The following is a 26,573-nucleotide window of genomic DNA, read 5'->3' as shown; positions in this document are numbered from 1 at the left end:
TACTTGAAAGTATGACGCAGCCCCGAACCGCGGTTGAGCGCGTTGTCATGTGCCGCGCTGATGGTCAACCGGTCACGGTGTTGGTCGTCGACGACGAGCCCGTTCTGGCCGAGATGGTCTCGATGGCCTTGCGCTACGAGGGCTGGAACATCGCGACCGCGGGCGACGGGGAATCGGCGATCGCGGCGGCGCGCGCGCAGCGCCCGGACGTGGTTGTGCTTGACGTGATGCTGCCCGATGTCAGTGGGCTCGAGGTGCTCCACAAACTACGCAGAGAACACCCACACCTGCCGGTGCTCCTGCTGACGGCCAAGGATGCGGTTGAGGATCGCATTGCTGGGTTGACCGCGGGCGGCGACGACTACGTCACCAAGCCGTTCAGCATCGAGGAGGTGGTGCTGCGGCTGCGGGCGCTGCTGCGGCGCACCGGGGTGACCACGATCGACAGCGGCGCCCAACTCGTGGTCGGCGACTTGGTGCTGGACGAGGACAGCCATGAGGTGATGCGCGCTGGCGAACCGGTCTCCTTGACGTCCACTGAGTTCGAGCTGCTGAGGTTCATGATGCGCAACTCAAAGCGAGTGCTGAGCAAGGCCCAGATTCTGGACCGCGTCTGGAGCTACGACTTCGGCGGACGGTCCAACATCGTCGAGCTTTACATCTCATACCTGCGCAAGAAGATCGACCATGGTCGCGAGCCCATGATCCACACGCTGCGCGGCGCGGGCTATGTCCTCAAGCCTGCCCGCTAGCAGCCCACGGTTTTGGTCGCTTCGCCTGCGGTTGGTGATTGGCCAGGTTGTCGTTCTCGCGCTGGTCTGTGTCGGGATCACCGCGGCAACCGAACTAGCGCTGCGCCACCACCTCGTGGAACAGCTCGACAGCCAGCTCGGCGGGACCTCGTTCCGGTCGTCGCTGATGAGCCCCGAGCCGCGATGGTGGCGACACGTAAGGCGCGATCATATGAGGCCAGGCCCCGGACCGGGTTTCCTCGATGCCCCCGGCCAGCCCGCGGGCATGGTCGGCGCCGTGGTCAGCGACGGCCGGACGGTTGATGCCGGCTACCTGACCAGCAGCGGACGCCGGGCCGAGGTGAGCCGCGCCGCACAGGCCCAGCTGGTTGCTATCGCCAGCAGCCGCACCCCGGTGACCGTGAACCTCGACGGTCTCGGCCGCTACCGCGCCGTCGCCGCTCCGAGCCGGCGCGGCGACGACGTGATTGTCACTGGCCTGTCGATGGAGGACATCGACGCGACCATGTTCCAGATGCTGATCATCTTCGCGATCGTCACCGCGGTTGCGCTTGTGGCCGCAACCACAGCCGGGATCGTCATCATCAGGCGTGCACTGGCGCCGCTGCGGCGCGTCGCGCAAGCCGCGAGTGCGGTTGCCGACCTGCCGTTGCACCGCGGCGAGGTCGAACTGCCGGTTCGGGTGCCTGAGCGGGACGCGAATCCCTACACCGAAGTGGGCCAACTCGGCTCAGCGGTGAATCGAATGCTCGACCATATCGCGGCGGCGCTGTCCACCCGGCAGGCCAGCGAGACCCGGGTTCGCCAGTTCGTCGCCGACGCCAGTCACGAACTGCGAACCCCGCTCGCGGCGATTCGCGGATACACCGAATTGGCGCAGCGCATGGGCCTCGGCGGTGGAGATCGCGAGGCGCTCGCGCACGCCATGAGCCGGGTGGAATCGGAGACCGCTCGAATTACTCATCTCGTCGAGGATCTGTTGCTGCTTGCGCGCTTGGACTCGGGCAGACCACTGCAACGGGAACCGGTGGACCTGTCACGGCTTGCCGTCGACGCGGTCAACGACGCGCACGTCGCTGGCCCCGAGCACCAATGGGCCCTCGAATTGCCGGACGAGCCGGTGGTGGTCCCGGGCGACGCGGCGCGGTTGCACCAAGTGGTGACAAATCTTCTTGCCAACGCCCGCATCCACACCGGCGCGGGCACCCTGGTGACGACCCAGCTGACTACCGAGCCGACTCACGCGGTGCTCCAGGTCACCGATAACGGCCCGGGAATCCCTCCGGCGCGACAATCGGAGGTATTCGAGCGGTTTGTGCGCGGCGATACCTCACGCTCTCGCAAGGCGGGCAGTACCGGACTCGGTCTGGCAATCGTTTCCGCGGTGGTCAAGGCGCACGACGGAACGATCACCGTCAAGAGCTCGCCCGGTCATACCGAGTTCGCAGTGCGGTTGCCACTCGATGGGTGGCAACCGCCTGCGTCGTACTTCGCCTAATATCCCCGGCTCCTCAGCGGGCCGTTTTACGGCCGCTAAGTCCCCGCTTAGGCCGCTAGGAACAGGTCACGTCAATTTCGAACGGCTTGTTCACCGGTTGCATCGGGTTGGCCATGTCCACCCCGGTCGCGGTACCGGTGATCGTGTAGGTGCTGCCGTCCTTGGTGGCTTTCGCCTCGCCTTGACCGGTGCCCGACGTGAAGCCGAGAGTTACCCCGTTGACGTTGCCAAGTCCGACCGACTTCACCTCGGGTGGGTCGGCGTCGGTCAGGACGGCCGCGATTCCGGTCGCTGCACCACCGATCGCGATGTTGACGTTGCCGCCGGCGGTCGTGCAGACGACCGTGCCGGTTACGTTCTGGTCCTGGCCGTCGATGATGACCTTCGGTCCGGAAGCGCCACCGCCTCCGCCGCCTTCCGCCGTGGTGGTTGCACCCCCGGTCTCTTCACCGCTCGTCGCCGATTTGTCACTCGAACAGCCGGAAAGACCCGCGACAAAAATTGCTGCCCCGGCTACCGCGACCTTAAGTCCACGCTTCACCTGTGCTCCTTTGCAGTTGTAGCGGCCCATCGTCGTTGAGGACCGTTCGGAGTATGCGGGTTAACTGGACCGAAGATCTAGGGTCTGCGAGAAATTATTTTTCGAGTTCGCTAGCTCTTGGGCCTTTGACATGGGTCCGGCGCGATCCCGCGAGGCCTTTCGGGGGCGGCCGGGTTGATGGCAATGTAAGGACGGTGGACCACAAACCCCCTACCGCCGTCATCGAGTCGGCGCACAGCCAGCACTCGCTTCCGCTGGACGACACAACCGATTTCGACGATGCCGATCGCGGATTCATCGGCGCGCTGTCCCCCTGCGTCATCAAGGCGGCCGATGGCCGCGTGGTGTGGGACAACGACGTGTACTCGTTCTTGGGCGGCCCGGCGCCGACATCCGTACACCCCAGCCTGTGGCGGCAGTCGACGCTGACCGCCAAGCAAGGACTGTACGAAGTTGTGCCGGGCATCTATCAGGTCCGTGGCTTCGACATATCGAACATCAGTTTCATTGAGGGCGACACCGGAATCATCGTCATCGATCCCTTGGTGTCCACCGAGGTGGCCGCGGCCGCCCTGAAGCTCTATCGGGCGCACCGTGACGGTGATCGGCCCGTTGTCGCGGTGATCTACACCCACAGCCACGTCGATCATTTCGGCGGCGTGCTGGGCGTTACCACTCAGGCGGACGTGGATGCCGGCAAGGTAGTGGTGCTCGCACCGGAAGGCTTCACCGAACACGCCGTGCAAGAAAACGTCTACGCGGGTCCGGCGATGACACGGCGCGCGACCTACATGTACGGCACTCAGCTGGCGCGCGGACCTCAGGAACAGGTCGGCTGTGGTCTCGGCCAGACTCCGTCGACGGGCGAGGTAGCGATCATCAACCCGACTCTCGATATCCGGGAAACCGGGGAGACGCACACCATCGACGGCATCGAGATGGAGTTTCAGATGGCGCCGGGCACCGAGGCCCCCGCCGAGATGCACTTCTACTTTCCGCAATTCCGGGCGTTGTGCATGGCCGAGAACGCCACCCATAACTTGCACAACCTGCTCACGTTGCGGGGCGCGTTGGTGCGCGACCCGCATGCGTGGGCGGGCTACCTCACCGAAGCCATCGACACGTTCGCCGACCGCACCGACGTGGTGTTCGCCTCCCACCACTGGCCGACCTGGGGGCGCGAGCGAATCGTCGAATTCCTGTCATTGCAACGAGACCTGTACGCGTACTTGCATGACCAGACGGTGCGGCTGCTCAATGAGGGTTACACGGGTGTCGAGATTGCCGAGATGTTCCAGATGCCACCGGCGCTGGAGCGGGCGTGGCACACCCACGGCTACTACGGGTCGGTGAACCACAACGTCAAGGCGGTCTACCAGCGCTACATGGGATGGTTCGACGGCAACCCGGCCCGGCTGTGGCCCCATCCGCCGGAGGCCCTCGGTCCCCGCTACGTCGAAGCCCTGGGCGGGGTCGACCGGGTTGTCGAACTCGCCAAGACAGCCTTCGACGAGGGTGACTTCCGTTGGGCGGCGACGTTGCTCGACCATGTGATCTTCACCGACAGCGACCATGCCGCTGCCCGTCAGCTCTTGGCCGAGACCTTCGAGCAGCTCGCCTATGGGGCCGAAAACGCAACGTGGCGCAACTTTTTCCTGTGCGGCGCCGTCGAATTGCTGGACGGCAACTTGGGCACGGCGGTTCAGGCCACCTCGCCGACATTGCTTGCCCAGCTGACGCCCGAGCAGATCTTCGACAGCCTTGCTCTTCGGGTTGACGGGCCGCGTAGCTGGGATCTCGATCTCGCCATCGATATCTTTTTTGCTGATCTCAACACCAACTATCGACTCACGTTGCGCAACGGAGTGCTTGTTCATCGCAACGTGGCTGCCGATCCGACGACGGCAATCGTCACAATCAAGCTCGACAGCAAGCCCCGGCTGCTGTTGGCGGCGTTGGGCGACTTCACTTCGCCCGGGCTCGAGATGTCCGGCGACGAGACGGCAATGCAGTCAATGCTGGGCGTGCTCGATCACGGGAATCCGGCTTTCAACATCGTCACGCCCTGACGTCTGCACGGTCGCGCACCGAGATTGCCGTGGCGGTCGTTGGCACGCCCGATTCCACGACCATGGCGGCAGTCTGGTCGAGGATCAGTGCGCGGCACCGTGGTCGATCGCGTCGCCGTACTTGGCGCGGGCGGCTTCGCGGCGGAGGTCCAATAACTCGCTGGGCCATTCCGGATCTTCGGCCTCGTAGTTCTTCAGCAGCAGCTTGGCCAGGTTGACTTTGTGGGCTTCGGTGGGACCGTCGGCCAAGCCCAGTGCCACTCCGCCCAACAAGACATTCACCAATGGCAGCTGATCGGTGGTACCCAAGGCGCCGTGTACCTGGATGGCGCGCAGGCCAATCGACTTGAGCACCTGCGACGCCAGGATCTTGCAGGCGCCGATCTCTGGGCGAGCCGCGTGTTCGCCGGCCGTGTCGATCAGCCAAGCGGCATGCAGCACCGCCAACCGGAACGGCATCAGCTCGGTGTAGGAGTCCGCGATGAACTGCTGAACCAACTGTTTGTCGGCCAGCGAGCTGCCCTGTGTGAATCGGCTTTTCGCGCGCCGAGACATCATTTCGACCGCACGCTGCGCCAGCCCGATGGACCGCATTGCATGATGCAGCCGCCCACCGGCAAGCCGCGCCTGCAAGATCAGAAAGCCCTGACCGGGTTCGCCCAGCAGCGCGTCCGAGGGAACCCGCACCCCGTCATAGCGCACCAAGGAATGTCCCGGTTCGTGTGGTGCCGCACCGACCACGTGGTAGTTGGCTTCGATGGTCAGGCCATCGGTCCCTGCCGGTACCAGGAACGTGGAGGCGCCGCGATGGACGGCCACGTCGGGATCCGTGATCGCGACAACGATGAAGAAGGAGGCGACAGCCGCGTTGGAGGAAAAGAACTTTCGACCGGTGATCAGCCAATCGTCACCGTCGCGAACGGCGCGGGTGGTGAAGACCCGGGGATCGGCGCCCCCTTGGGGCTCCGTCATCGAGAAGCAGGAGAAGATTTCTCCGGACAGCAGTCCGGCCAGGTACCGGTCCTTCTGATCTTGGGTGCCAAAGCGGGCGAGGACCTCCGCGTTGCCGGTATCGGGCGCCTGAGTACCGAAGATGATCGGCGCCCATGGGCTGCGGCCCAGAATCTCATTGATCAACGTCAGCTTGACCGCGCCGAAACCCTGCCCGCCGAGTTCCGGTCCCAGGTGCGGTGCCCACAAGCCGTTGTCGCGAACCTGCTGCTTGAGCGGATCGACGATCCGGCGGCGTTCGTCGTTCAGCGGCAAGAATTCGCAGCCGGCGAACAGCACTTCAAGAGGTTCCACTTCCTCGCGAACGAACTCGCGGATCCAATCGAGCTTCTTCTCAAACTCCGGTTCGGTCGAGAAATCCCACGGCATTCGAACACTCCTACTTTCTCTGCGCCCATTCAGGCGATGCCGCCATCGGCTCGCACGATCGAACCGGTGGTGAAACTGGATGCGTCGGATGCCAGAAACAGCGCAGCTCCGACGATTTCGGGCGGGTCCCCGGCCCGCTGCAACGAGAGGTGCGCGAACGGGTTCTCGGCGGCCGCCTCAAGACTCCAGGACTTGCTGACGTCGGTCAGGAACGGTCCCGCCATCAGGGTGTTGACTCGCACGGTGGGGGCGAATGCCCGCGCCAGACCCTCGGTCATGGCGTTAAGACCGGCCTTGGCGGCGGCGTAGGGAATGATGTCGGCCCCGGGGCGCAGTGAACCGGTAGAACTCACATTGATGATTGACCCCCCGCCGGCCGCCACCATCCGCTCGCCCACCAACGCCGACAGCCGGAAGGGACCCTTGAGATTGAGGTTGATCACCGCGTCGAACAGCTTCTCGGTGACGTCGGTCAGCGTGTCGTAGAGCGGTGACATGCCCGCGTTGTTGATCAGCGTGTCGACCGTGCCGAACCGCTTGTAAGTGGCCGCCACCAGTCCGTCAAGTTGATCCCAGCGTCCCACGTGGACTTGATAGGCCATGGCCGCGCGGCCGGTCTCGTCCTGGATTTGAGTCGCCGTGGCTTGGCAAGTGTCGATGTTGCGGCTGGCGATCACCACGTCGGCGCCACAGCGGGCGGCGCCGAACGCCATCTCCCGGCCCAGCCCGCGGCTGCCGCCGGTGATCAGCACCACCCGGTCGGTGAGATCGAAAAGCGCATCGGCATAACCCATCTCAGCGTTCCTTGGTCGGCAGTGTTCGGGCGAGTTCGGCGGCGGTAGCGATGAGCCGCAGAATCATCGGCCCGAACGCTTCGGTGATCTTGGGATCAATCCCCCTATCTTGGGGGCCGCTGCGTACCCCGGCCGCGTAGGTCTTCTCGAGCACGATCCCCAACTTCCAATTGGCCAGCACGAGGTAGTAGTCGATGTGTTCGGTGCTAACTCCACTGACACTCTCATAGTGGTCGAGCAATTCGCTGCGCCGTGGCATGCCCCGCAAGTCCAGATAAAACCCTGCGGTGCGGGGATATTCGCCGTCGTAGCCCAACAGCGCCCAGGCAAGGTCCAACAGCGGGTCGCCGATCGTCGTCATCTCCCAGTCCACTATCGCGGCCAATCGAGCCGGCTTTCCGTGTTGGAACATCACGTTGGCGAATTGGTAGTCGCCGTGCATGATGCCCGGAATGTAGTGCTTGGGTTGGTTGCGACGCAGCCAGTCCGCGGCGTCGTTCAAGCCGGGGAGTTCGCGCACTCGATAGGCCTCGAGAAAAGTCAGCCAGCGATCGACCTGGCGCGCGTGAAATCCATCCGGGCGACCAAACCCGACCAGACCCCGCCCGCGCCAATCCACCCGGCCCAGCTTGGCGGCACCCTCAACGAGCTCGAATGCCAGCCCGCGCCGGGCGTCGAGATCGATATCGAAAGGCGCAGGCCAACCACCATCCATCGGGCTCCACCCGTCTATTGCCCGCATCACATAGCACGGCATGCCGAGCACCGATCCCGTCTCGTCGGCCGCGATCAGCTCCGCGTGCGGCACGTCGGTGCCGGACAGCGCCCGCACCAGCCGGATCTCCCGAAGCAAGCCGTCCATCCGGGCGGAGTCGGCGCGTGGGCCGGGCATGCGCAGCACCATGTGCGCGCGGTCTTCGTCCGCGTCTTGTTCTCCGCCGCGGCGAATCAGGTACAGCGTGTTCTGTGAGCCGCCGCTCAGCCGCTCCAATGTCGGAAATTCGCCGATGCCCGGCGCGTGGTTGCTGTCGAGCCAGCGACCGAGGATGGCCGCGTCCGGTTGGGTTACGTTGGTAGCCACTGCCGCCCGAACACCCCGCTCTCCGTGTGGAGAATAACATTCTCATCGAGCCTACATGCGAGGCTTGACGCTGCACCCGAGTGCGAACAACCACCAGTTGATGGGAAGAAATACATGCAACTGCTTCTGATACGGCACGCGTTACCGCTGCGCAGCGAACACGGTGAGGGGTCCGATCCGGACCTGTCGGATGCCGGTGTGGCGCAGGTCACGCGACTCCCCGAGGCGCTTGCCAGGTTTCCCATTTCCCGGGTGGTCAGCAGCCCGCAGCGTCGCGCCCTGCAGACGGCCGAACCGGTCGCGGCGGCGCGCAAGCTGGCCGTGGACGTCGACGATCGGTTCGCCGAATATGATCGCGACCTTCCCCGGTACATCCCGGTCGAGCAGATCCGTGACGAATTCCCGCAGGACTGGGCGCGCATGGCCCAGGGGCATCTACCCAGCGCCGTCGACGAAAACAGATTTCGCGCCCGGGTGCGTGCCGCGGTCGACGACGTGGTCGCAGCCGCCGGCCCCGAGGACACCGTCGCGGCCTTTAGCCACGGCGGCGTGATCAACGCGGTCTTGCACGAGATTCTGGGCACGGCACGACTGTTGTCTTTTCCGGTCGACTATGCCTCGGTAACCCGCCTGTTGTTCTCTCGGTCTGGTCAGGCGACGGTCGCAACGGTCAACTCCGTTGAACATGTGTGGGACCTGTTGCCGCGAAACCAGCGACCGCTCGGCGACCCACCGCTGCGTGCGGGCCGTGAGCCCTGAGGTGGGGTGGGTAGCTTGCGCGGGGGGCGTGGCGGTGACAAGCGGGGCAATCGGCGGTGGTAGACAAGTTCGGTGACTTCGGCTGATCGACTCGACGGGCTCGACCTGATTGCCCTGGACGGGTATCTGCGCTCGCAAGGCCTCCCTCGCGACGGCGAGCTGCGAGGTGAACTGATCTCCGGCGGCCGCTCCAACCTGACATACCGGGTTTGCGACAACGCGACGGATTGGCTGGTACGCCGCCCGCCACTGCACGGATTGACGCCGTCGGCCCATGACATGGCCCGCGAATACAAAGTTGTTGCCGCGCTGCAGGACACGCCGGTCCCCGTAGCGCGCACAATTGCCCTGTGTGAAGACAACTCGGTGCTGGGCGCGCCGTTTCAGGTCGTGGAGTTCGTTTCCGGCCGGGTGGTGCGCCGCCGCGCCGAACTGGAAGCGCTTGGCGGCCCGTCGGTCATCGACGGCTGCGTTGACGCGCTGATCCGGGTCCTCGTCGATTTGCACAGCGTCGACCCGAACGCCGTGGGGCTCGGTGATTTTGGCAAGCCCCATGGCTACCTGGAACGCCAGGTGCGGCGCTGGGGCTCGCAGTGGGACCTGGTACGCCTGCCCGAGGACCGCCGCGACGCTGACGTCGGGCGATTGCATTCGGCTCTGCAGCAAGCCATTCCGCAGCAGAGCCGTACCTCGATCGTGCATGGTGACTACCGGATCGACAACACCATCCTGGACGCCGACGACCCGACGCGGGTGTGCGCGGTCGTTGACTGGGAGCTTTCGACGCTGGGGGACCCGCTCAGCGACGCGGCCCTGATGTGCGTGTACCGCGACCCCGCGCTCGACCTGATCGTCAACGCGCAGGCGGCCTGGACGTCGCCGCTACTGCCGACGGCCGACGAGCTGGCCGACCGCTACTCATTGGTATCTGGGCTGTCGCTGGGGCATTGGGAGTTTTACCTGGCGCTGGCGTACTTCAAGCTCGCCATTATCGCCGCCGGTATCGACTTCCGCAGACGCATGTCGGAGGAGGCTGAAGGCAAAGGCGAAACACCGGAGGGGGCGCCCGAAGTAGTGGCGCCGTTGATCGCCCGCGGACTCACCGAGATCGCCAAGCCGGTCCCTTAGGCCGGGGATGTCGCCAGCGCCGCGGCACGCGCTGCGGAGACCGTCTCGATCTATCGTCGCGAGACTCGGATCGACGGGCGCTTAGCTCGTGCGCAGAGCTGCCGCGCGGTTCTTCTTGGCCTCCCGGCGCAACTGGAGGATTCGGGCCGTACCAACCGCGACGGTGAGCAGCCCGCCGCCCACGGCCGCCAGCAAGATGGCCACCCCGAGCGGCAGGTGCCAGTGCCAACCCAGGAATGTGAACAGTGTTGACGTGGTGTTCTGGGCAATGAAGATCAGCAGTACGATCAGAATCAGGAAGCCAGCGATCAATGCTCCCCACAGGGCGCCGGCGCGGGTGAATTTGACCGGTGGTTCCGCGTGTGCCGGTCCAGTTGCGGGGCGCGGTGTCGGCTTTCCGGTCCGTGGTTGATCGGGCGAGGCAGAAGGATTGCTGCTCATAAAACCATCCTTCCCCTATCTTTCACAGAATGAAACTAAGCCACGCGGAAACTTCGCATCGGCGTCGCGCCACGTTGGCGCCGCGGCTGACGATAGTGTCGGCTGCATGAGGATGCTGCGGCGCACGCGTCGCGGGACACTATGCGCCGCGTTGGTCCTCGTCACGGTGTACCTTGTTGCGGCCTGTGCAACGTGCGACCCGCTGGGGGGCGCTGCGGGAAGCACGCGTTCGATCGTGGTCGGATCGGCGGACTTCCCGGAATCTGAGATAATCGGCGAGATCTACGCACAAGTATTGCGGGCCAACGACTTTGATGTCGGTCGCAGGATAGGCATTGGTAGCCGCGAAACATACATTCCAGCACTGAAGGACCACTCCATCGATTTGGTTCCGGAGTACATCGGCAATCTGTTGTTGTACTTTGAACCCGATTCCATCGCGACCACCCTTGACGCTGTGGAATTAGAGCTCTACCAGCGATTGCCCGGTGACTTGTCCATCTTGATGCCCTCGCCGGCCAGCGATACCGACACGGTCGCCGTCACCCGCGCCACCGCCAGCGCGTGGAATCTGACAACGATCGCGGACTTGGCAGCGCACTCTGCGGATGTGAAGTTTGCCGCGCCCTCAGCGTTCCAGATGAGGACGGAGGGATTGCCCGGACTGCGCCAGAAGTATGGACTCGACATCCGACCGGGCAACTTCATGGCCATCAATGACGGCGGCGGGGCGGTGACAGTGCGGGCGCTGGTGGACGGAACAGTCACGGCCGCAAACATCTTCAGCACGTCTGCGGCGATCCTTCAGTACGACCTGGTGGTGCTGGAGGATCCAGCGAACAATTTCCTGGCCGGCAACATCGTGCCCCTGGTGAATTCACAAAAGAAGTCGGATCGCCTCAAAGATGTACTCGACGCGGTATCGGCGAAGCTCACCACCGAAGATGTGGCCGAACTCAATGCCGCGGTATCGGGTAACACGGGAATCGATCCCGACGAGGCGGCGCGGAAATGGTTGCAGGACAACGGTTTCAATCACCCAATCCAGCGGTAGGAACCCATTTTGATCAGCTTCGACAAGGCCGCCAAGGTATGGGCCGACGGCACCACCGTCGTCGACCGATTGAGCTTGCGGGTCCCCGACGGCATGCTGACCGTGTTCGTCGGCCCGTCCGGATGTGGCAAGACGACGGCACTGCGAATGATCAACCGGATGATCGATCCAACGTCTGGCACGGTCACCGTCAACGGCACGGACGTCGCAGGCGTCAACCCGGTGCGGCTGCGTCTGGGAATTGGCTACGTCATCCAGAATGCGGGATTGATGCCCCATCAACGCGCCATCGACAATGTTGCGACCGTGCCGGTGCTGAAGGGGCAGTCGCGACGTGCCGCCCGCAAAGCCGCCTACGAAGTGCTCGAGCGCGTCGGCCTGGACCCCAAGGTCGCCACCCGCTACCCGGCTCAGCTGTCCGGCGGCGAACAGCAACGCGTCGGCGTGGCCCGGGCGCTCGCGGCCGACCCGCCGATCCTGCTGATGGACGAGCCGTTCTCTGCGGTCGACCCGGTGGTGCGCCACGATTTGCAAAACGAAATATTGCGTCTGCAAAGCGAATTGCACAAGACCATCGTGTTCGTCACCCACGACATCGACGAGGCGTTCAAGCTCGCCGACCTCATCGCGGTGTTCGCGCCGGGCGGGTCGCTGCAGCAGTACGGTGAGCCCACCCGGTTACTGTCGCGTCCCGCGAACGAGTTCGTGTCGAACTTCATCGGTCTCGGCCGCGGCTATCGCTGGCTACAGTTCTTCGACAGCCGAAGGCTGCCCATCCACGACATCGAACGGATCGCCCGGACCACGATCGAGGCGGCGCACTTCACCGGCGCCTGGGCACTGGTCGTCGCCGACGACGGTGCGCCCGTGGGTTGGATCGACGCCGACGGCCTGCGGCGGCACCGAGGCGGCGCAGCGCTGTCGGAGTGCATGACCGTCGTCGGATCGGTGTTCGGCCCGAACGGGAACCTGAGCCAGGCGTTGGACGCGGCGCTGTCCTCGCCCACGGATGTGGGTGTTGCCGTCGACGGCGACGGCAAGGTCGTCGGCGGGGTACGGGCTGCTGACGTACTCGCCGCAGCTGAAGAAGGCAAGAAGTCCAACGGCAGCGCTGACCCGTGCACTACCTGATCACGCATCGCGACGCCGCCTGGGCGCTGACTGTCGTCCATCTACGGCTGTCCCTAGTGCCGGTACTGATCGGGTTGGCGATAGCGGTGCCCTGGGGCCTGCTGGTGCGGCGCGCGCGGATACCCCGCTGGCTGACGACGACGGCGGCCAGCCTGGTGTTCACCATCCCCTCACTGGCGCTGTTCGTGGTATTGCCCCTGATCATCGGAACCCGGATCCTCGACGAGGCCAACGTCATCGTGGCGTTGAGCGCCTACACCACGGCGTTGCTGGTGCGCGCGGTGCTGGAGGCGCTCGACGCGGTGCCGGCGCAGGTACGCGACGCGGCCACCGCGGTCGGCTACTCGGCGCTCACCCGGATGATGAAGGTCGAACTGCCACTATCTATCCCGGTCTTGACCGCCGGGTTGCGCGTGGTCGTCGTGACCAATATCGCGATGGTGTCGGTAGGTTCGGTGATCGGCATTGGGGGCCTGGGTACCTGGTTCACTACCGGGTACCAGACCAACAAGAGCGATCAAATCATCGCCGCTATCATCGCGATGCTTCTGCTGGCGGTCGTTATCGACATGCTGATCAACCTGGCCGGGCGGCTGGCCACGCCCTGGGAGCGCCAGCAACGCAAGACCCGTCGGCGCCGTCAGGTCGCGGCCCCGATCGCCGGCGGCACGCGATGAATTTCCTGCACCAAGCGCTGAGCTATCTGTTCACCGCAGCCCACTGGACCGGCCCGGTCGGCTTACTCGTCCGCACCGCCGAACACCTGGGGTACACCGGGTTGGCGCTGGTTGCGTCGGCGCTGATCGCGGTGCCGATGGGGCTGCTGATCGGGCACACCGGCCGCGGCACCGTGGTGGTGGTCTGCGCGGTCAACGGGTTGCGCGCGCTGCCGACGCTGGGGGTGTTGTTGCTGGGAGTCCTGGTGTTCGGGCTGGGTCTCGGGCCGCCGATCGTGGCGCTGATGCTCCTGGGGATTCCGGCACTGCTGGCCGGCACCTATGCGGGCATCGCCAATGTCGACCCGCTGGTGGTCGACGCGGCTCGGGCGATGGGCATGACCGAGTCGCAGGTGTTGCTGCGTGTCGAGCTACCCAACGCGCTGCCCTTGCTACTCGGCGGCCTGCGTAGCGCGACGCTCCAGGTCGTCGCCACTACCACGGTGGCCGCGTATGCCAGCCTCGGCGGGCTGGGTCGCTACCTGATCGACGGGATCAAGGAACGCCAGTTCCACCTCGCACTCGTAGGAGCGTTGATGGTGGCGGCATTGGCGCTGATTCTGGACTGCCTGCTCGCGCTGGTGGTGTGGGCGTCGGTCCCCGGCACCGGCCGGCTGCGGCGGGCTGCGACGGGGCGCGGGGACTCGCACAAGGACGCAGTTGCAGACAATCCCGGCGCCACCGATGAACACGTCTTACGGTAGAAGAGTGAGCACTCCCGTTGATGCGACCCCGCGCCCCTGGCCTACGATGTTGACCTGGCGCGCACCGGACATCTCCCGCATGGAGTCGGTACGAATCCAGTTGTCCGGCAAGCGAATCAAGGCCCATGGCCGCATTGTCGCGGCGGCGACCGCAACCAATCCGGCGTTCGGCGCTCACTACGACCTCCAGACCGATGAGTCCGGTGCCACCAAGCGGTTCGGGCTGACCGTCACGCTCGCCGAGCGGGAACGGCAGCTGGCCATTTCCCGCGACGAAGAAAACATGTGGTTGGTGACCGACCACCGCGGCGAGCGACGTGCGGGATACAACGGAGCCCTGGACGTCGACTTAGCGTTCAGCCCGTTCTTCAATGCGCTGGCGATCCGCCGCATCGGCATTCACGAGCGGGCCGACTCGATCAGCTTGCCGATGGTCTATGTCAACGTGCCAGAAATGACCGTCGATGCAGCCACCGTGAGCTATGCGGGCGAAGGGCGGCTGGACGCGATCAAACTGCGGTCACCGATCGCCGAGACGACGGTGACCGTCGACGCGGACGGATTCATTGTCGACTATCCAGGGTTGGCAGAGCGGATCTGATCACCCCGCCCGCCCGGCCGGCGGCGGCCAGCTGCTCACGCCAGTTCTCCGCGCCGACGACGATGGAGTCGATGTCGTAGCGCGGGAAACTCTCGTAGCGGGTACGGGCGGCGTGGCCCGCGTCAGCGAGATCGGCCACCGAGGCGTTGCCGGCCAACGATTCGCGGGCGCGGCCGAGGAGTTCGATCACCCGGTCCGTGGTCGGCACCAGTTGGCTGGTGTTGGCTTCGCACATCGCCCGCACCAGGTCCGGTGCCGTGCCGGCGACCCGGGTGGCGTCGCGGAAAGACCCCGCGGCCAATGCGAACGCGAGCGGCACTTCGGCGGCTGTGACCGCCAAAGCCTCGGCGAGCAAGTGGGGCAGGTGTGAGATCGCGGCCGCGGCGGCGTCGTGCTCGTCGGATTTGGCCGGTACCACCACGGCGCCGCAGTCCAGCGCCAGCGCCGTCACGATGGACCACACAGCGGCATCGACGTGGTTGTCCACGCTGACCACCCACGGGGCTCGGGCGAACAATCCGCCGTGACCGGCCGACCAGCCCGAATGCGCGGTGCCGGTCATCGGGTGGCCGCCGACGTAGCGGGTCTGCAGACCCGCCGCTTCGACTTCGTCAAGCACCGCGCGCTTGACGCTGGTGACGTCGGTCAGCGCGCAGTCAGCGGCCAAGTCGCCGATGTGGGCGAGCATGTTCGGCAACGCCGGCATCGGAACGGCCAGCACGATCAACGCGCCGGTGTGGGCGGCACGGGTCAGGGTTTCGGCGAGATCTGTGGAGGCGTCAAAGCCTTCGGACTGGGCTCCCTGGGCGCCCTGGACCGAGCGGTTGTAGCCGAACACCTCGCGGCCCGCGGCGGCGGTCGCCCGCACTATCGAGCCACCGATCAGGCCAAGACCGAGCACGCATACCGGTGGCCCCGCCATCGTCTCAGCCCTGTCCACGCACGCGTATCGCCACAGTCCAAGGTTGGCATAGTGCCGCGCGTGTGGTGCTGTGAGGGGCGGTCGCCAAGCCGCGCCGGTCATGGCTCATCTGGTCACGGGGCCTCGTCAGCGACTAGCGTAAGCGCCCATGGGAGCACAACGCGCTGCCGCGAAAGGCCCGTCGGTGGACGCGCCGGACGGCTTCGGCGTCGCGGTTGTGCGCGAAGAGGGGCAGTGGCGATGCTCGGCGATGCGTTCCAAGGCGCTGACCAGTCTCCAGGCCGCCGAGACCGACCTACGCGAGCTCCGCAGCGCCGGAGCGGTCTTCGGGCTGCTCGACATTGACGACGAATTCTTCGTCATCGTGCGACCCGCGCCGTCGGGCACCCGGCTGCTGCTGTCGGACGCCACCGCCGCACTCGACTACGACATCGCCGCTGAAGTCCTGGACAACCTGGACGCCGAGATCGATCCCGAAGACCTCGAGGACGCCGACCCATTCGAGGAGGGCGATCTTGGGTTGCTCTCCGACGTCGGGCTGCCTGAAGCGGTGCTCGGTGTCATCCTCGATGAGACCGACCTCTACGCCGACGAACAGCTTGGCCGCATCGCCCGCGAGATGGGCTTCGCGGACCAACTTTCCGCGGTGATCGACCGCTTGGGTCGGTGACCGCAAGCGCGGCGACGCCGGGCGCGGCGGGTCGCCGCCGTCAGAATGGGGCGGTGACCACCGACGAAGACCTGATTCGCGCCGCGTTGGCGGTTGCCGCGACGGCAGGCCCCCGCGACGTGCCCATCGGAGCGGTCGTCGTCGCTTCCGACGGAACCGAACTCGCCCGGGCCGTCAATGCCCGGGAGGCCTTGGGAGATCCGACCGCGCACGCGGAGATCTTGGCCCTGCGGGCGGCCGCTGACGTGCTGGGAGACGGGTGGCGGCTGGAGGGGACCACGGTGGCAGTCACCGTCGAACCGTGCACCATGTGCGCCGGTGCTCTGGTGCTGGCCCGCATTGCACGGCTGGTATTCGGCGCGTGGGAGCCCAAGACCGGCGCGGTCGGCTCGCTGTGGGACGTAGTCCGCGACCGGCGGCTCAACCATCGGCCTGAGGTGCGTGGCGGTGTCTTGGCGCACGAGTGCGCCGCGCCACTCGAGAGGTTCTTCGCCCGCCAGCGATTGGGGTGACCGAAGCGCGGCGAGCGCCCAGTTGGGTAAGCTGCTGGGCGGTGGCGTGTCCGAGCGGCCTAAGGAGCACGCCTCGAAAGCGTGTGACGGCTAAACCCCGTCCGAGGGTTCAAATCCCTCCGCCACCGCCATAACTCTCCTAAGTCGGCGCAGGTCACCGCGGGATTCCCGGTCTGCTGCCGCTACCCCAGGGTCGTAGGCAGGGCACTTGCCGTTAACCGGCCGCTGCCCGTGAAGTTTTGCTCGACCGTGCCCCGAGGAATGTCTTTGCGTTTTCCTTTCCGGAATAGCGGTACGTGTTTTGCGCGGTGAATGTAGGCGCCGGTTACCTTGACGACGATCCATCGCTCGACGCGGGGTTTATTGATGGTGAGCGTCGCCTGGACCAATGGCTCCAGCATTTCGGCGGAATAATTCTGGGCGGACAGCGGTGTCTCCAGAATTTCATGGGCGGTGCCATCAGCAAGGCTGTTAAGGAGCTCAGCATTCTCGACGACCTTGGCTCTGCCGTTGACGTGCAGCTCCAGGCCATGTTGGAAAGAGTCGATGAAAAGCATTCCAACATAGGGATTTTCGAGAATGTTGTCGGCGCTCGCCAAGGATTCACCGCCGCGGTATTCCGGGTACAGGATAGTGTTCTCGTCCAGTGTCTGTACGAAGCCGAGCGGACCGAAGCGCACCGAAGAATCGGCGTGACCTCGCGCGTCCGCGGTCGCGATAAAGACCATATGCCGACGGGAGATGAACTCGCGCATTGCGGGGTGGAGGTAGTGGGTAGCTTTCCTCTTGGGAAACATCACAACGCGCTTCGATGTGGTGAAGGCTGCGTGTGCGTTGTTGCGTACCGCCTCCATCGGGTTGGTGCCCCTGTGGTGGGCTGTCGGTAGGCCGTGCCGGTCAGTGGCACAGCGCAGGCTCTGTTGGTCAACGCATCGTCCAATTCATCTCGCCGATCTCCCGTTCAGTTGGCATTCAACGGCGCGGAGTCAAGTACTTCATCGATCGCCGCTGAACACAGCATGCGGGGCTGAGGAACCCTAGAACATCAGCTAGAACGCGTAGCGAGGCGGATATGAGCGCGTATCTTCAAACAACCAGCGGTGGCCGATGGTGTTCAGCTACGCGCATCGCCACGCACGATCAGTGGAAGCGAAATCGCTCCAGCGCCACCGCTCACGACGATCACCCATCGGCCGTCGACAGGCAGTTTTACCTCGATAGCGAAGATGGCGAACCCGACTTCGGCGGTGGTGGTGGCTTCAGGCAGCTCGTACTCCAGGAGCAGCGGTTCGTCGTCCGTCGGCGGTCTGATCTCGACCTGCACGCGGGGGTCTGGATCGTCTGTTTCCGCCTGCGTCAACGTCACCAGCAGAAATTCGGCCGATCGGTCGCTGCCCACCGCAAACCGGTACAGCACGCCGCCCGACACATTGAGCTTGTTATCCACCGCCGACGCGGCTTCAGCCAGGAAAGCGCCCACTATCACGGGGCCGAACCTACCGATCGACCTGTCGCGAGGACAGCAGCGGGGGAGTGGATGGTTCCACCGGGCCTCAGACCGCGCCCTGGGGCTGCTGGTGCTGCGGCTGCGAAGCACCGCCGTAGCCCAATTGGGAAGCGGTGTAGCGCGCCGCGTCAGTGACGGGGACGGCTTGCACCGCGGTCCCGTAGGCGCAGATTTCGGTCCACACATCGCCGAGCTCGGTCGTGTCGAAGCGCATCCCGATGATCGCATTGCCGCCCTTGGCGAGTGCCTCAGCCATCAGCCGCGACATCGCCTCGTTGCGGCTCTCGGCGAGATTCTTGGTCATGCCCTGCAGCTCGCCGCCGAACATGGATTTGAGCCCGGCGCCGACCTGGGCGAAGGCATTTCGGGATCGGACGGTGAGTCCGAAGACTTCGCCGCACACGCGTTGGATCTCCCAACCGGGAATGTCATTGGTAGTGACGACGAGCACCGGACAGCCTTTCTATGCACACGGGGGACGGGTCGTTCCCGCACGCAGGGTACCGTCCCACCGGGCGCCGGGTATCGCCCGGTTTGCGCGGCTGCCGCGCTCGCGGGGCGCGCTGGCCCGACGTTCGTCCAGTTGTGGCGTGGCAAGCCAACTTCGAGAGCCCTCGGGTGGCCGGCGTATGGTTCGCTACGTGACGGCGCCCATTAAACGAATTGCGTTGAGCACCGGTGGTGGTGACGCACCGGGACTCAATGCGGTCATCCACGCGGCCACGCTGGCTGCGCGAAACCGTGGCTGGGAAGTCCTCGGAATCCGCGACGGGCTCAACGGACTGCTGTTGCCCGACGATTATCCCGATGGTGGGCTCATCGAGCTGACGCGCGACCGGGTCCGCGGCATCATCCACCACGGCGGCACGATCATCGGCACCACTAATCGTGGCAACCCGACGGCATACCCCGTGCGGCAAAGCGATGGCAGCTGGGTCGAGGTGGACCGCACCGACGAGCTGTTGGGCCGGATCGAAGAGCAGCGGATCGACGCGTTGATCATGATCGGCGGCGACGGATCGATGGCGATCGGTCAACACCTGTACGAGGCCGGGTTGCGGCTGGTGGGTGTACCCAAGACGATCGACAACGACCTGGAGAAAACGACGTCGACCTTTGGCTTCGACAGTGCTGTCGACTTCGCCTCGGAGTGCATCGATCGGCTGTTCGCCACCGCGACGTCGCATGGCCGCATCATCGTGGTCGAGGTGATGGGCCGCTACGCGGGCTGGATCGCCCTCAACGCCGGTATGGCATCGGGGGTGCACGCGATCCTGATTCCCGAGATCCCGTTCAGCCTCGATCCGGTGGCGGCGCTGATCGTGGAGCGTGAGCAGCGCGGAGCGAAGTTCTCGATCGTTTGCGTCGCTGAAGGCGCCATCCCCGTCGGAGGAGAAGTATCGATCGTGGGTAAATCGCCGGGCCAGGCCGAGCGCCTTGGTGGCATTGGCGCCAAGGTTGCCGCCGAGCTCGAACGGATGACCGGTCGAGAGGCGCGCACGGTCGTGCTCGGTCACCTCTTGCGCGGCGGTTCGCCTACCTCGTTCGACAGGTTGCTCGGCCTGAGATTCGGCGCCGCTGCCGTGCGAGCCCTCGACGAGGGACACAACGGCGTCATGGTGGCTCTCAACCCGCCAACGGTGGACTATGTGCCGCTGGTCGAGGCCACCCACCGACAGAAGACGGTCCCGCTGGACTGCGACTCGCTGCTCACCGCGCGGGACATGGGGATCAACTTCGGCGATGAAATGCCCAGCCACAGCACGATTGGACGATGAACGCCCCGCGGCGTGCCGCAGCGGTGGCGCTTTGCCGGCCGTGCCGGACTGCGCCGCGTGTTCGGCGGAAACGCAGTCGCTAGAACCCTGCTGGGGTGGGCATCGGACTGACGACCACCGGCAGCGAGATCGCCCCGGTGCCACCGGACACCACCAGCACCCACCGTCCGTCGGCAGGCAGTCGCACCTGAATCTCGAAGAAGGCGAAGCCCGGAAACTCGGCGACCGAGACCTCCGGCACCTCGAACTCCAGGCGTATGGGGTCGTCATCCTCGGTCGGAGGTCGCATTTCGACCTCAACCTTCCGGTCCGTGCTGCCAGGCTCGGACTGCGTCAGCACCACCAGGACAAATCGGGCCAACCGGTCCGGTCCGACCGCAAACCGCGACAACACGCCGCCCGATACGTTGAGTTTGTTTTCTACCGCGGCAGCGGCGTCAGCCAGGAAGGCGCCCGTAAGTATCACGCCGCTGAACCTACCGCGACGCCGGCAGCTCGCATGCTGGAGGGGGCCAGATTAGCCGCACCTGCACGGTTCCGGGCTGTTCGACGGGCGCCGGCTGGGTGCGAGAGTAGTCGCAGGTCGAGCCACTGGATCAGGTCCGAAAGTCGGGAAGCGGGATACTGGGCGAATGCTTGATCGCAACGCGCTAGGTGGCCCCCTGGAACCATGCGGCACCGACCCCCTCACCGGGTTCTACCGTGACGGCTGCTGCTCCACCGGTCCGGAGGACCGCGGCCTGCACACCATCTGCGCGGTGATGACCAGCGAGTTCCTCGAGCACCAACGATCTATCGGTAACAACCTGCTCACACCGGTGCCCGAGTACCGCTTTCCCGGCCTCGTGCCCGGAGACCGTTGGTGCGTCACCGCGGTGAACTGGCTTCGGGCACACCGTGACGGCTGCGCCGCACCGGTGGTGCTGGCGTCCACTCACGAGCGGACCCTGGAGGTGGTGCCCCTCGAGGCTCTGCAGGAACACGCCGTCGACGTACCCGACGACCTGGGCGACTTGTAGATCTGCTGGCTTACGGATGCCTAGGGAGCTTGCTTCGAGTACAGCCACGCATCCCACAGCGGGGTCAGCGATTCATAGGAGTACTGGGCAGCCAGCCCGATGAAGTCATCGGTAATGACGGTGCCGTGACGGTACCGGCTGGTCCAATCTTTGAGCAGCGCGAAGAATTTCTCGTCACCCAACCGATCGCGCAGCGCGTGCAGGGTCAGCGCGCCCCGTTTATAGACACGATCGTCGAACATGTGTTGCGGTCCCGGATCGGCCAACAGCAGGTCTTGGGGCTGCGCGCGCAGCAGGCCGTGGTGCTGGCGGGCGAGGTTGTCAGCGGTGGGACCGCCACTGTTTTCGGACCACAACCATTCGGCATAGCAGGCGAATCCCTCGTGCAACCAGATGTCACGCCAGCGCCGCGCGGTTACTGAATTGCCGAACCATTGATGCGCCAGTTCGTGCGCGATGAGCCGCTCGCTAGCTTGCGACCCGTCACAGTGATTAGCGCCGAAGATCGAGATCCCTTGGGCTTCAAGCGGTATCTCCAGCGGGTCGTCGGCTACCACGACCGTGTAACCGTTCGCGAGCGGGTATGGCCCGAACAGGTCCACGAACAGCGCCATCATCTCGGGCTGGCGGGCGAAGTCGCAGTCGAACGAGCGTCGCAGCCGCGCAGGCAGCGCGGCCTGAATTGGCACCGGCGTCTTCGACAGCCGGGCCATGGTGTACACCCCGATCTGCACCGTGACGAGGTATGTCGACGTGGGCTCGGATTGTTCATAGGTCCACACGGTCTGCGAGGCGCGCGACCGCTTCGCCACTAACTTTCCGTTGGCAATTACCCGATATGCGCTTTCGGTGCTGATCTGGATGCGATAGGCCGCCTTGGCACTGGGGTGGTCGTCGCACGGGAACCACGACGCGGCGCCGTTGGGTTGTCCGGCGACCAACGCGCCGTCGGTCAATTCCTCGAAACCGACGTCACCCCACAGTGACTTCAGCGGTTTTGGCGATCCGCCGTAGCGCACGACGACCACCAGCGCCGCGCCGGGCGCAAGCCTCGCGGGCAGCCGAATGCGCAGTTTGCCTCCACGACAGGAGAATTGGGTGGGGCGCTGGCCGTTCACCGACACCTTGGACACCGTCAGCGCGGCCGACAGGTCGAGGGTGAACTGCTGCAATTCGGTGAGCGCCACCGCGGTGATCGTCGCCGATCCCGAGAGCCGGTTGATGGCGACCTTGTAGTTCAGATCCAACTCATAGCGCGACACCCGGTAGCCCGAGTTGCCGTTTTGGGGCAGGTACTCGTCGATAACCGCCGCTGGAGCCTTCGCCGCCTTGACTGCTCGGCGCGCAGGCGGGTTCGGTGAGGCTTTCACGCCGCGCTGCCCTGCATGACGCCGGTGTCTGCGGTCTTCTTGCTTCTCCCCTTCTTGCGGGCAAGATTCCACGGCCTGATCGGATTGCCCTGCCAGCGACTTGACCGCGGTACCTCGTCACCACGCACGACCAGTGACGCGGGACCGACCGTGGCTCCCGCGCCGACCCGGGCCGCGGGCAGCGCAACGCAATGCGGCCCCAGGGTCGCGCCGGGTTCGAGCACAACGGCGTCCATCCGCATGATGCGGTCGTGGAAGAGGTGGGTCTGCACCACACAGCCACGGTTGACAGTGCTTCCCTTGCCGAGGGTGACGAGATCCGCCTCGGGCAGCCAATAGGTTTCGCACCAGCTACCCCGGCCGACCTGAGCGCCGAGCGCCCGTAGCCAGAGGTTCATGACGGCGGTCCCGCTGGCCGCGCGCGCGAACCACGGTGCCGCGACCGTTTCGACGAACGTGTCGGCGACCTCGTTGCGCCACACAAACGATGACCACAAAGGAAACTCGCCGGCCCTAATCCTGCCTACCAGCAGCCATTTTGCGGCGACCGTGACCGCTCCGGCGATCGCACCGGCCGCCAGCAGCACGAGGCCGCCGCAGAGGGCCGCCCACCACATGCCGAACATTCGTGCCAATGCCTGCAGCACCCCCAGCACCGCCAGTCCGATTGCGACAGTGACGATCACCGGGAGCAGTCGCAGGGTCTCCACCATTGCGCGCATCGCTTGCAATCGCCGCGGCGGGTCATAGGTTGTCTGTGCGTCGGCTTCTGCGGGGCGGCGGCGCAGCCGCATCGGCGGGCTGCCCAGCCAGGAGGACCCGCGCTTGGCTTTGGGGGGTGTCGCCGACAGCACCGCAACCAGCCCATTGTCCGGGACGCGCCGCCCGGGCTGGGTGATACCGGAGTTCCCGAGGAACGCGCGGTTACCGACTGTCGTTGCCGCCGCGTAGATCCAGCCGCCCCCGAGCTCGTAGGACGCGACCATCGTGTCGTCGGCCAGGAACGCGCCGTCCTCGATCACGGCGAACTTCGGAGTCAGCAATACCGTGGATATCTCGGTGCCGCGCCCCACCGTAGCGCCGAGCATCCGCAACCACATCGGCGTCAGCATGCCGGCATAGAGCGGAAACAAGTAGTTGCGCGCGGCATCCATGAGTCGTTCGGTCGCCCACAGCTGCCAGCCGGAGCGGCTGCGCACCGGGTGGTAGCCCTCCCGAAGTCCAAGGGACAGTGTCCGCACGGCGAGCACCGTCAGCATTGCGTACACGATGACCGCGACCAGTGTCGCGATCGGCGTCCACAGCAGCGCGGGCAGCACGGCCTGCGACAGTCGTTGGGTGTGCCGGACGGCTCCTGCGATCACTGCGAGGCCTGCCGCGGCCGCGATCAGCGGTAACGCGCCCAGCAGCAGCGACGTCAGCCCGTATACCGGGACCCAATGGCTGGCGCGGGGCGGCCGCTCGTCGGGCCAGGGGTGGTTTGCTTTGCCCGACTTCACCGCGGGCGAACCCTTCCAGTACTGCCCGTTCTTGATCTTGCCGAGCACGCCCGACCCGGGTGCCACGTCGGCGTTCTTGCCGACGACCGCGCCGGGCAGCAGCGTCGTTCGTGCCGCGATCGTCGCGTCGTCGCCGATCTTGATTTCGCCGACGTGGAACGCGTCCCCGTCGATCCAGTGCCCGCGCAGGTCGACTTCGGGTTCGACGGCACTGCGGTTTCCCAGCGTCAGCAACCCGGTAACCGGCGGAATGGAATGCAGATCCACGCCCTTGCCGACGTCGGCGCCGAGTGCGCGGGCGTAGTACACCAGCCACGGCGCCCCGGCCAGATTCTCGGCGCCGCTCGCCTCGGCCAGTCGTTCGACGAACCACACCCGCAGGTGCACCAACCCACCACGGCGGTAGGTGCCCGGCTTCACGTTCACCAGCAAGATGCGCGCGAACAACACCGCGATACCCATCCGCCCCAGCGGCGTGATGAACAAGACGAATGCCGCGGCAACGATCCACCAGTTCACGGCGACGGTCCACGGCACCAGGTGCAGGGCGCGGGCCACATTGTTTCCCAGCGCCAGCCACGTGACCCACTGCAGCGCGGCGAGCGTCGCCAGGGGCACCGCGAGGGCGGTCTGTGCTACCTGGGTCAGCAAAGACGTTGGCCGCACCGCACGCTCGGTGACCTGCGGCGGGGGTTCGAGTTCGTCGAGAAACCCGGCAAAGGAGCCGAGCCTGGGGTGATCGTAGAGGTCGGCGACGGTGACCTGAGGATATTGGCGGCGTAGCGTGGCGACGAGCTGGGCGGCCGCCAGCGAACCGCCGCCGAGCGCAAAGAAGTCAGCCTCCGGACTGTCCGGACCTTCCAGGGTGGCCCCGAGCAAATCACGCCACAACTCGGCCAGTCGGCCCGCGGTGCCGCCCAGGCTGGCGGCGTCTTCGGTGTCGGCGCCGCCCGGCGGTGGCCATGGCAGCGCGTCGCGGTCGACCTTGCCCGATGTGCGGGTGGGCAGCTCGTCGACGTGGACCAGGCGCGGCACGAGCGCGGCCGGCAGCTGTTCGCCGAGCCGCTTGCGTGCCTCGTTGATGTCGAACGATGGATCGGCGCTGACCACATACCCGACCAGCAGCGGGGTACCGGTGGCGGTATGGCGAACCGCGCACGCCGCACCACTGACACCGGGCAGGTGCACCAGCGCGGAATCGACCTCGCCCAGCTCGATGCGGCGGCCGCCGACCTTGACCTGATCATCGCTGCGACCGCAGAAATACAACCCGTTGTGTTCCAGTCGCACCAGGTCGCCACTGCGGTAGGCGCGACCCCAGCCCAGGGCCGGCATCGGGGCGTACTTCTCGGCGTCCTTGTCCTGGTCCAGGTAGCGGGCCAGTCCTACGCCGCCAATCACCAGTTCACCCACGTCGCCGTAGCCGACTTGCTGGCCGTCCGCGTCGACAACGGCCAGGTCCCAGCCCGGCAGCGGCAGCCCGATGCTGATGGGTCCGACGCCGTCGAGCAAGGCTGCGCACGCGACCACGGTGGCTTCTGTCGGGCCGTAGGTGTTCCACACCTCCCGACCGTCGACCGCAAGTCGCTCGGCCAGCTCCGCGGGGCAAGCCTCGCCGCCAAAGATCAATAGCCGCACGGCTTCAAGGGCCTCGGCGGGCCACAGTGCGGCCAGCGCCGGCACCGTCGAGACCACTGTGATGTCCCGTGTGACGAGCCACGGACCCAGGTCCATCCCGCTGCGTACCAGCGATCTCGGCGCCGGAACCAGGCAGGCGCCGTGTCGCCACGCCAGCCACATTTCCTCACACGACGCGTCGAACGCCACCGATAACCCGGCCAGCACCCGGTCGGTGGGGCCGATCGGGTTGTCTCTCAAGAACATCCGCGCCTCGGCGTCAACGAACGCGGCCGCGTTGCGGTGTGTTACCGCTACCCCTTTGGGCTTGCCAGTCGATCCGGAGGTGAAGATGATCCACGCGTCGTCCCGCGGCAACGGGGCACCGGCCTGCCAGCCACGCGACGAGCCCGGGCCTCGTTGCAGGCCGGACTCGGTGATGACGGCGGCGACGTTGGCCTCGCTGAACACCAATTCCGCACGCTCGTCGGGATCGTCGGCGTCGACGGGCACGTATGCCGCGCCGGCGGCGAGCGCGGACAGGATCGCCACATACAGTGAGTAACTGCCCGAGGGCATGCGGATGCCGATCCGGTCCCCCCGGCCGATTCCCCGGGCCGCCAACCAGGTCACGCTGGCTTCGATATCGCCGACGAGTTCGCTGTAGGTGAGTTGCACAGCGCCGTCGTCGAGTGCCGCGGCATCCGGGTAGCGCGCGGCGGTGTGATGGATGATGTCGATCAGGGTGCGCGGATCGGGCGCGTCGGCCGACAACAGATAGTGCGCGGGGATCGCCACTCTAGGAACCCTACTCACGCCAGGGGCTTGGGGATTGTCGCCACGGCTGTGTGGTGACAAACTCGACCCGGCGGCGCCCGGGTGTGCCGGTGAGGCCGTGGCGCAGAGCTTCGGCGCAACAAAGTGCGAAACCTCCCGGTGTCTTTGAATGTCAAAAATCTGTCCTGTAATGTCAAGACCCGCGGGCGTGTGCTGCTGCACAGTGTTCCGTGGTCAATCCACCGCCGACCCG

At 65.7% G+C, this 26,573-nt stretch carries 26 protein-coding genes and 1 tRNA gene; 15 read left to right on the top strand and 12 right to left on the bottom strand.

The annotated features are described in order from the left end of the window. Positions 1–47: 47 nt before the first annotated feature. Together tcrX and F6B93_RS21695 are read left to right on the top strand one after the other, a co-directional pair. A complete protein-coding gene (tcrX, locus tag F6B93_RS21700; protein ID WP_211699663.1) occupies positions 48–752 on the top strand; it encodes a two-component system response regulator TcrX in 705 nt (234 codons plus the stop codon). Beyond that, positions 730–2,250, top strand: coding sequence for a sensor histidine kinase (locus F6B93_RS21695; RefSeq protein ID WP_211696915.1), 1,521 nt, complete (start codon positions 730–732; stop codon positions 2,248–2,250). The genes tcrX and F6B93_RS21695 overlap by 23 nt, the downstream gene beginning before the upstream one ends. A 55-nt stretch (positions 2,251–2,305) precedes the next feature. Here the strand turns inward: F6B93_RS21695 and F6B93_RS21690 are convergent, their stop codons facing one another. Continuing rightward, positions 2,306–2,791, bottom strand: a complete 486-nt coding sequence (locus F6B93_RS21690) for a lipoprotein LpqH (RefSeq protein ID WP_211696914.1) — start codon at positions 2,789–2,791, stop codon at positions 2,306–2,308. Between the two features lie 194 nt (positions 2,792–2,985). On the opposite strand from F6B93_RS21690, the gene F6B93_RS21685 reads away from it, so the two are divergent. After that, a complete protein-coding gene (locus F6B93_RS21685) occupies positions 2,986–4,860 on the top strand; it encodes an alkyl/aryl-sulfatase (RefSeq protein ID WP_246540906.1) in 1,875 nt (624 codons plus the stop codon). A gap of 84 nt (positions 4,861–4,944) precedes the next feature. Here the strand turns inward: F6B93_RS21685 and F6B93_RS21680 are convergent, their stop codons facing one another. Genes F6B93_RS21680 through F6B93_RS21670 form a run of 3 tightly spaced genes read right to left on the bottom strand, consistent with a single transcriptional unit; the run spans position 4,945 to position 8,115 of the window. Further along, a complete protein-coding gene (locus F6B93_RS21680) occupies positions 4,945–6,240 on the bottom strand; it encodes an acyl-CoA dehydrogenase family protein (protein WP_211696912.1) in 1,296 nt (431 codons plus the stop codon). A gap of 29 nt (positions 6,241–6,269) precedes the next feature. Continuing rightward, on the bottom strand, positions 6,270–7,034 hold the full coding sequence (locus tag F6B93_RS21675) for an SDR family NAD(P)-dependent oxidoreductase (protein WP_211696911.1): 765 nt from the start codon (positions 7,032–7,034) through the stop codon (positions 6,270–6,272). A gap of 1 nt (position 7,035) precedes the next feature. Beyond that, a complete protein-coding gene (locus tag F6B93_RS21670; RefSeq protein ID WP_211696910.1) occupies positions 7,036–8,115 on the bottom strand; it encodes a phosphotransferase family protein in 1,080 nt (359 codons plus the stop codon). Between the two features lie 114 nt (positions 8,116–8,229). Here F6B93_RS21670 and F6B93_RS21665 point away from each other — a divergent pair, with 114 nt between their 5' ends. Both F6B93_RS21665 and F6B93_RS21660 read left to right on the top strand, forming a co-directional pair. Then, positions 8,230–8,874: a histidine phosphatase family protein gene (locus tag F6B93_RS21665; RefSeq protein WP_211696909.1), complete on the top strand. Its 645-nt coding sequence runs from the start codon at positions 8,230–8,232 to the stop codon at positions 8,872–8,874. Between the two features lie 72 nt (positions 8,875–8,946). Beyond that, positions 8,947–10,002, top strand: a complete 1,056-nt coding sequence (locus tag F6B93_RS21660) for a phosphotransferase family protein (RefSeq protein ID WP_211696908.1) — start codon at positions 8,947–8,949, stop codon at positions 10,000–10,002. 81 nt (positions 10,003–10,083) lie between these two features. Here F6B93_RS21660 and F6B93_RS21655 read toward each other — a convergent pair whose 3' ends face one another. Further along, positions 10,084–10,443: a LapA family protein gene (locus tag F6B93_RS21655; RefSeq protein ID WP_211696907.1), complete on the bottom strand. Its 360-nt coding sequence runs from the start codon at positions 10,441–10,443 to the stop codon at positions 10,084–10,086. A gap of 106 nt (positions 10,444–10,549) precedes the next feature. Here F6B93_RS21655 and F6B93_RS21650 point away from each other — a divergent pair, with 106 nt between their 5' ends. Genes F6B93_RS21650 through F6B93_RS21630 form a run of 5 tightly spaced genes read left to right on the top strand, consistent with a single transcriptional unit; the run spans position 10,550 to position 14,649 of the window. Further along, positions 10,550–11,497 (top strand): ABC transporter substrate-binding protein, encoded by a 948-nt coding sequence (locus F6B93_RS21650; protein ID WP_211696906.1) that lies wholly within the window; start codon positions 10,550–10,552, stop codon positions 11,495–11,497. A gap of 9 nt (positions 11,498–11,506) precedes the next feature. Then, entirely contained in the window at positions 11,507–12,628 is a 1,122-nt protein-coding gene (locus F6B93_RS21645; RefSeq protein ID WP_211696905.1) for an ABC transporter ATP-binding protein, read from the top strand. Beyond that, entirely contained in the window at positions 12,616–13,305 is a 690-nt protein-coding gene (locus F6B93_RS21640) for an ABC transporter permease (protein WP_211696904.1), read from the top strand. The genes F6B93_RS21645 and F6B93_RS21640 overlap by 13 nt, the downstream gene beginning before the upstream one ends. Next, positions 13,302–14,048: an ABC transporter permease gene (locus tag F6B93_RS21635; protein ID WP_211696903.1), complete on the top strand. Its 747-nt coding sequence runs from the start codon at positions 13,302–13,304 to the stop codon at positions 14,046–14,048. Before F6B93_RS21640 ends, F6B93_RS21635 begins: the two co-directional genes overlap by 4 nt. 46 nt (positions 14,049–14,094) lie before the next feature. After that, entirely contained in the window at positions 14,095–14,649 is a 555-nt protein-coding gene (locus tag F6B93_RS21630) for a putative glycolipid-binding domain-containing protein (protein ID WP_246541174.1), read from the top strand. Here the strand turns inward: F6B93_RS21630 and F6B93_RS21625 are convergent. Next, positions 14,612–15,571 carry a prephenate dehydrogenase gene (locus tag F6B93_RS21625; RefSeq protein ID WP_211696901.1) on the bottom strand — a complete coding sequence of 320 codons (960 nt, stop codon included), beginning with the start codon at positions 15,569–15,571 and terminating at the stop codon, positions 14,612–14,614. The two genes, F6B93_RS21630 and F6B93_RS21625, sit on opposite strands and share 38 nt — an antisense overlap. 148 nt (positions 15,572–15,719) lie before the next feature. Between F6B93_RS21625 and F6B93_RS21620 the strand changes: the two genes are divergently transcribed. From F6B93_RS21620 to F6B93_RS21610, 3 genes are all read left to right on the top strand, one after another. Further along, entirely contained in the window at positions 15,720–16,241 is a 522-nt protein-coding gene (locus tag F6B93_RS21620; RefSeq protein WP_211696900.1) for a tRNA adenosine deaminase-associated protein, read from the top strand. A 53-nt stretch (positions 16,242–16,294) separates the two neighbouring features. Beyond that, entirely contained in the window at positions 16,295–16,753 is a 459-nt protein-coding gene (locus tag F6B93_RS21615) for a nucleoside deaminase (protein WP_211696899.1), read from the top strand. A 40-nt stretch (positions 16,754–16,793) separates the two neighbouring features. After that, a tRNA-Ser gene (locus F6B93_RS21610) sits at positions 16,794–16,884 on the top strand. 51 nt (positions 16,885–16,935) lie between these two features. Here the strand turns inward: F6B93_RS21610 and F6B93_RS21605 are convergent. The 3 genes from F6B93_RS21605 to F6B93_RS21595 all read right to left on the bottom strand — a co-directional run bounded on the left by F6B93_RS21605 (position 16,936) and on the right by F6B93_RS21595 (position 18,711). Then, entirely contained in the window at positions 16,936–17,607 is a 672-nt protein-coding gene (locus F6B93_RS21605; protein ID WP_211696898.1) for a pyridoxamine 5'-phosphate oxidase family protein, read from the bottom strand. Positions 17,608–17,867: 260 nt separating this feature from the next. Continuing rightward, a complete protein-coding gene (locus tag F6B93_RS21600) occupies positions 17,868–18,239 on the bottom strand; it encodes a hypothetical protein (RefSeq protein ID WP_211696897.1) in 372 nt (123 codons plus the stop codon). A gap of 67 nt (positions 18,240–18,306) precedes the next feature. Continuing rightward, entirely contained in the window at positions 18,307–18,711 is a 405-nt protein-coding gene (locus F6B93_RS21595; protein ID WP_211696896.1) for a YbjQ family protein, read from the bottom strand. A 190-nt stretch (positions 18,712–18,901) separates the two neighbouring features. Here F6B93_RS21595 and F6B93_RS21590 point away from each other — a divergent pair, with 190 nt between their 5' ends. Next, positions 18,902–20,038 carry a 6-phosphofructokinase gene (locus F6B93_RS21590; RefSeq protein WP_211696895.1) on the top strand — a complete coding sequence of 379 codons (1,137 nt, stop codon included), beginning with the start codon at positions 18,902–18,904 and terminating at the stop codon, positions 20,036–20,038. A 79-nt stretch (positions 20,039–20,117) separates the two neighbouring features. Here the strand turns inward: F6B93_RS21590 and F6B93_RS21585 are convergent, their stop codons facing one another. Further along, positions 20,118–20,504, bottom strand: a complete 387-nt coding sequence (locus F6B93_RS21585) for a hypothetical protein (protein ID WP_211696894.1) — start codon at positions 20,502–20,504, stop codon at positions 20,118–20,120. Between the two features lie 166 nt (positions 20,505–20,670). Between F6B93_RS21585 and F6B93_RS21580 the strand changes: the two genes are divergently transcribed. Then, on the top strand, positions 20,671–21,057 hold the full coding sequence (locus tag F6B93_RS21580; protein ID WP_211696893.1) for a DUF2237 family protein: 387 nt from the start codon (positions 20,671–20,673) through the stop codon (positions 21,055–21,057). Positions 21,058–21,077: 20 nt separating this feature from the next. Here F6B93_RS21580 and F6B93_RS21575 read toward each other — a convergent pair whose 3' ends face one another. Together F6B93_RS21575 and F6B93_RS21570 are read right to left on the bottom strand one after the other, a co-directional pair. Further along, positions 21,078–22,427 (bottom strand): M1 family metallopeptidase, encoded by a 1,350-nt coding sequence (locus tag F6B93_RS21575; protein WP_211696892.1) that lies wholly within the window; start codon positions 22,425–22,427, stop codon positions 21,078–21,080. Then, positions 22,424–26,341: a Pls/PosA family non-ribosomal peptide synthetase gene (locus tag F6B93_RS21570; protein WP_246540905.1), complete on the bottom strand. Its 3,918-nt coding sequence runs from the start codon at positions 26,339–26,341 to the stop codon at positions 22,424–22,426. Before F6B93_RS21570 ends, F6B93_RS21575 begins: the two co-directional genes overlap by 4 nt. Positions 26,342–26,573: the final 232 nt, after the last annotated feature.

This window comes from Mycobacterium spongiae (genome assembly GCF_018278905.1).
Lineage (GTDB): Bacteria > Actinomycetota > Actinomycetes > Mycobacteriales > Mycobacteriaceae > Mycobacterium > Mycobacterium spongiae.
This window is presented reverse-complemented; position numbering and strand designations above follow the sequence as displayed.

What these genes read in the sequence shown, in the direction of transcription:
- tcrX (WP_211699663.1), top strand. Translation starts at nt 48, where the DNA reads ATGTGCCGCGCTGATGGTCAACCGGTCACGGTGTTGGTCGTCGACGAC.
- F6B93_RS21695 (WP_211696915.1), top strand. Translation starts at nt 730, where the DNA reads ATGTCCTCAAGCCTGCCCGCTAGCAGCCCACGGTTTTGGTCGCTTCGC.
- F6B93_RS21680 (WP_211696912.1), bottom strand. Translation starts at nt 6,240, where the DNA reads ATGCCGTGGGATTTCTCGACCGAACCGGAGTTTGAGAAGAAGCTCGAT.
- F6B93_RS21675 (WP_211696911.1), bottom strand. Translation starts at nt 7,034, where the DNA reads ATGGGTTATGCCGATGCGCTTTTCGATCTCACCGACCGGGTGGTGCTG.
- F6B93_RS21665 (WP_211696909.1), top strand. Translation starts at nt 8,230, where the DNA reads ATGCAACTGCTTCTGATACGGCACGCGTTACCGCTGCGCAGCGAACAC.
- F6B93_RS21655 (WP_211696907.1), bottom strand. Translation starts at nt 10,443, where the DNA reads ATGAGCAGCAATCCTTCTGCCTCGCCCGATCAACCACGGACCGGAAAG.
- F6B93_RS21650 (WP_211696906.1), top strand. Translation starts at nt 10,550, where the DNA reads ATGAGGATGCTGCGGCGCACGCGTCGCGGGACACTATGCGCCGCGTTG.
- F6B93_RS21635 (WP_211696903.1), top strand. Translation starts at nt 13,302, where the DNA reads ATGAATTTCCTGCACCAAGCGCTGAGCTATCTGTTCACCGCAGCCCAC.
- F6B93_RS21630 (WP_246541174.1), top strand. Translation starts at nt 14,095, where the DNA reads ATGTTGACCTGGCGCGCACCGGACATCTCCCGCATGGAGTCGGTACGA.
- F6B93_RS21625 (WP_211696901.1), bottom strand. Translation starts at nt 15,571, where the DNA reads ATGGCGGGGCCACCGGTATGCGTGCTCGGTCTTGGCCTGATCGGTGGC.
- F6B93_RS21620 (WP_211696900.1), top strand. Translation starts at nt 15,720, where the DNA reads ATGGGAGCACAACGCGCTGCCGCGAAAGGCCCGTCGGTGGACGCGCCG.
- F6B93_RS21605 (WP_211696898.1), bottom strand. Translation starts at nt 17,607, where the DNA reads ATGGAGGCGGTACGCAACAACGCACACGCAGCCTTCACCACATCGAAG.
- F6B93_RS21580 (WP_211696893.1), top strand. Translation starts at nt 20,671, where the DNA reads ATGCTTGATCGCAACGCGCTAGGTGGCCCCCTGGAACCATGCGGCACC.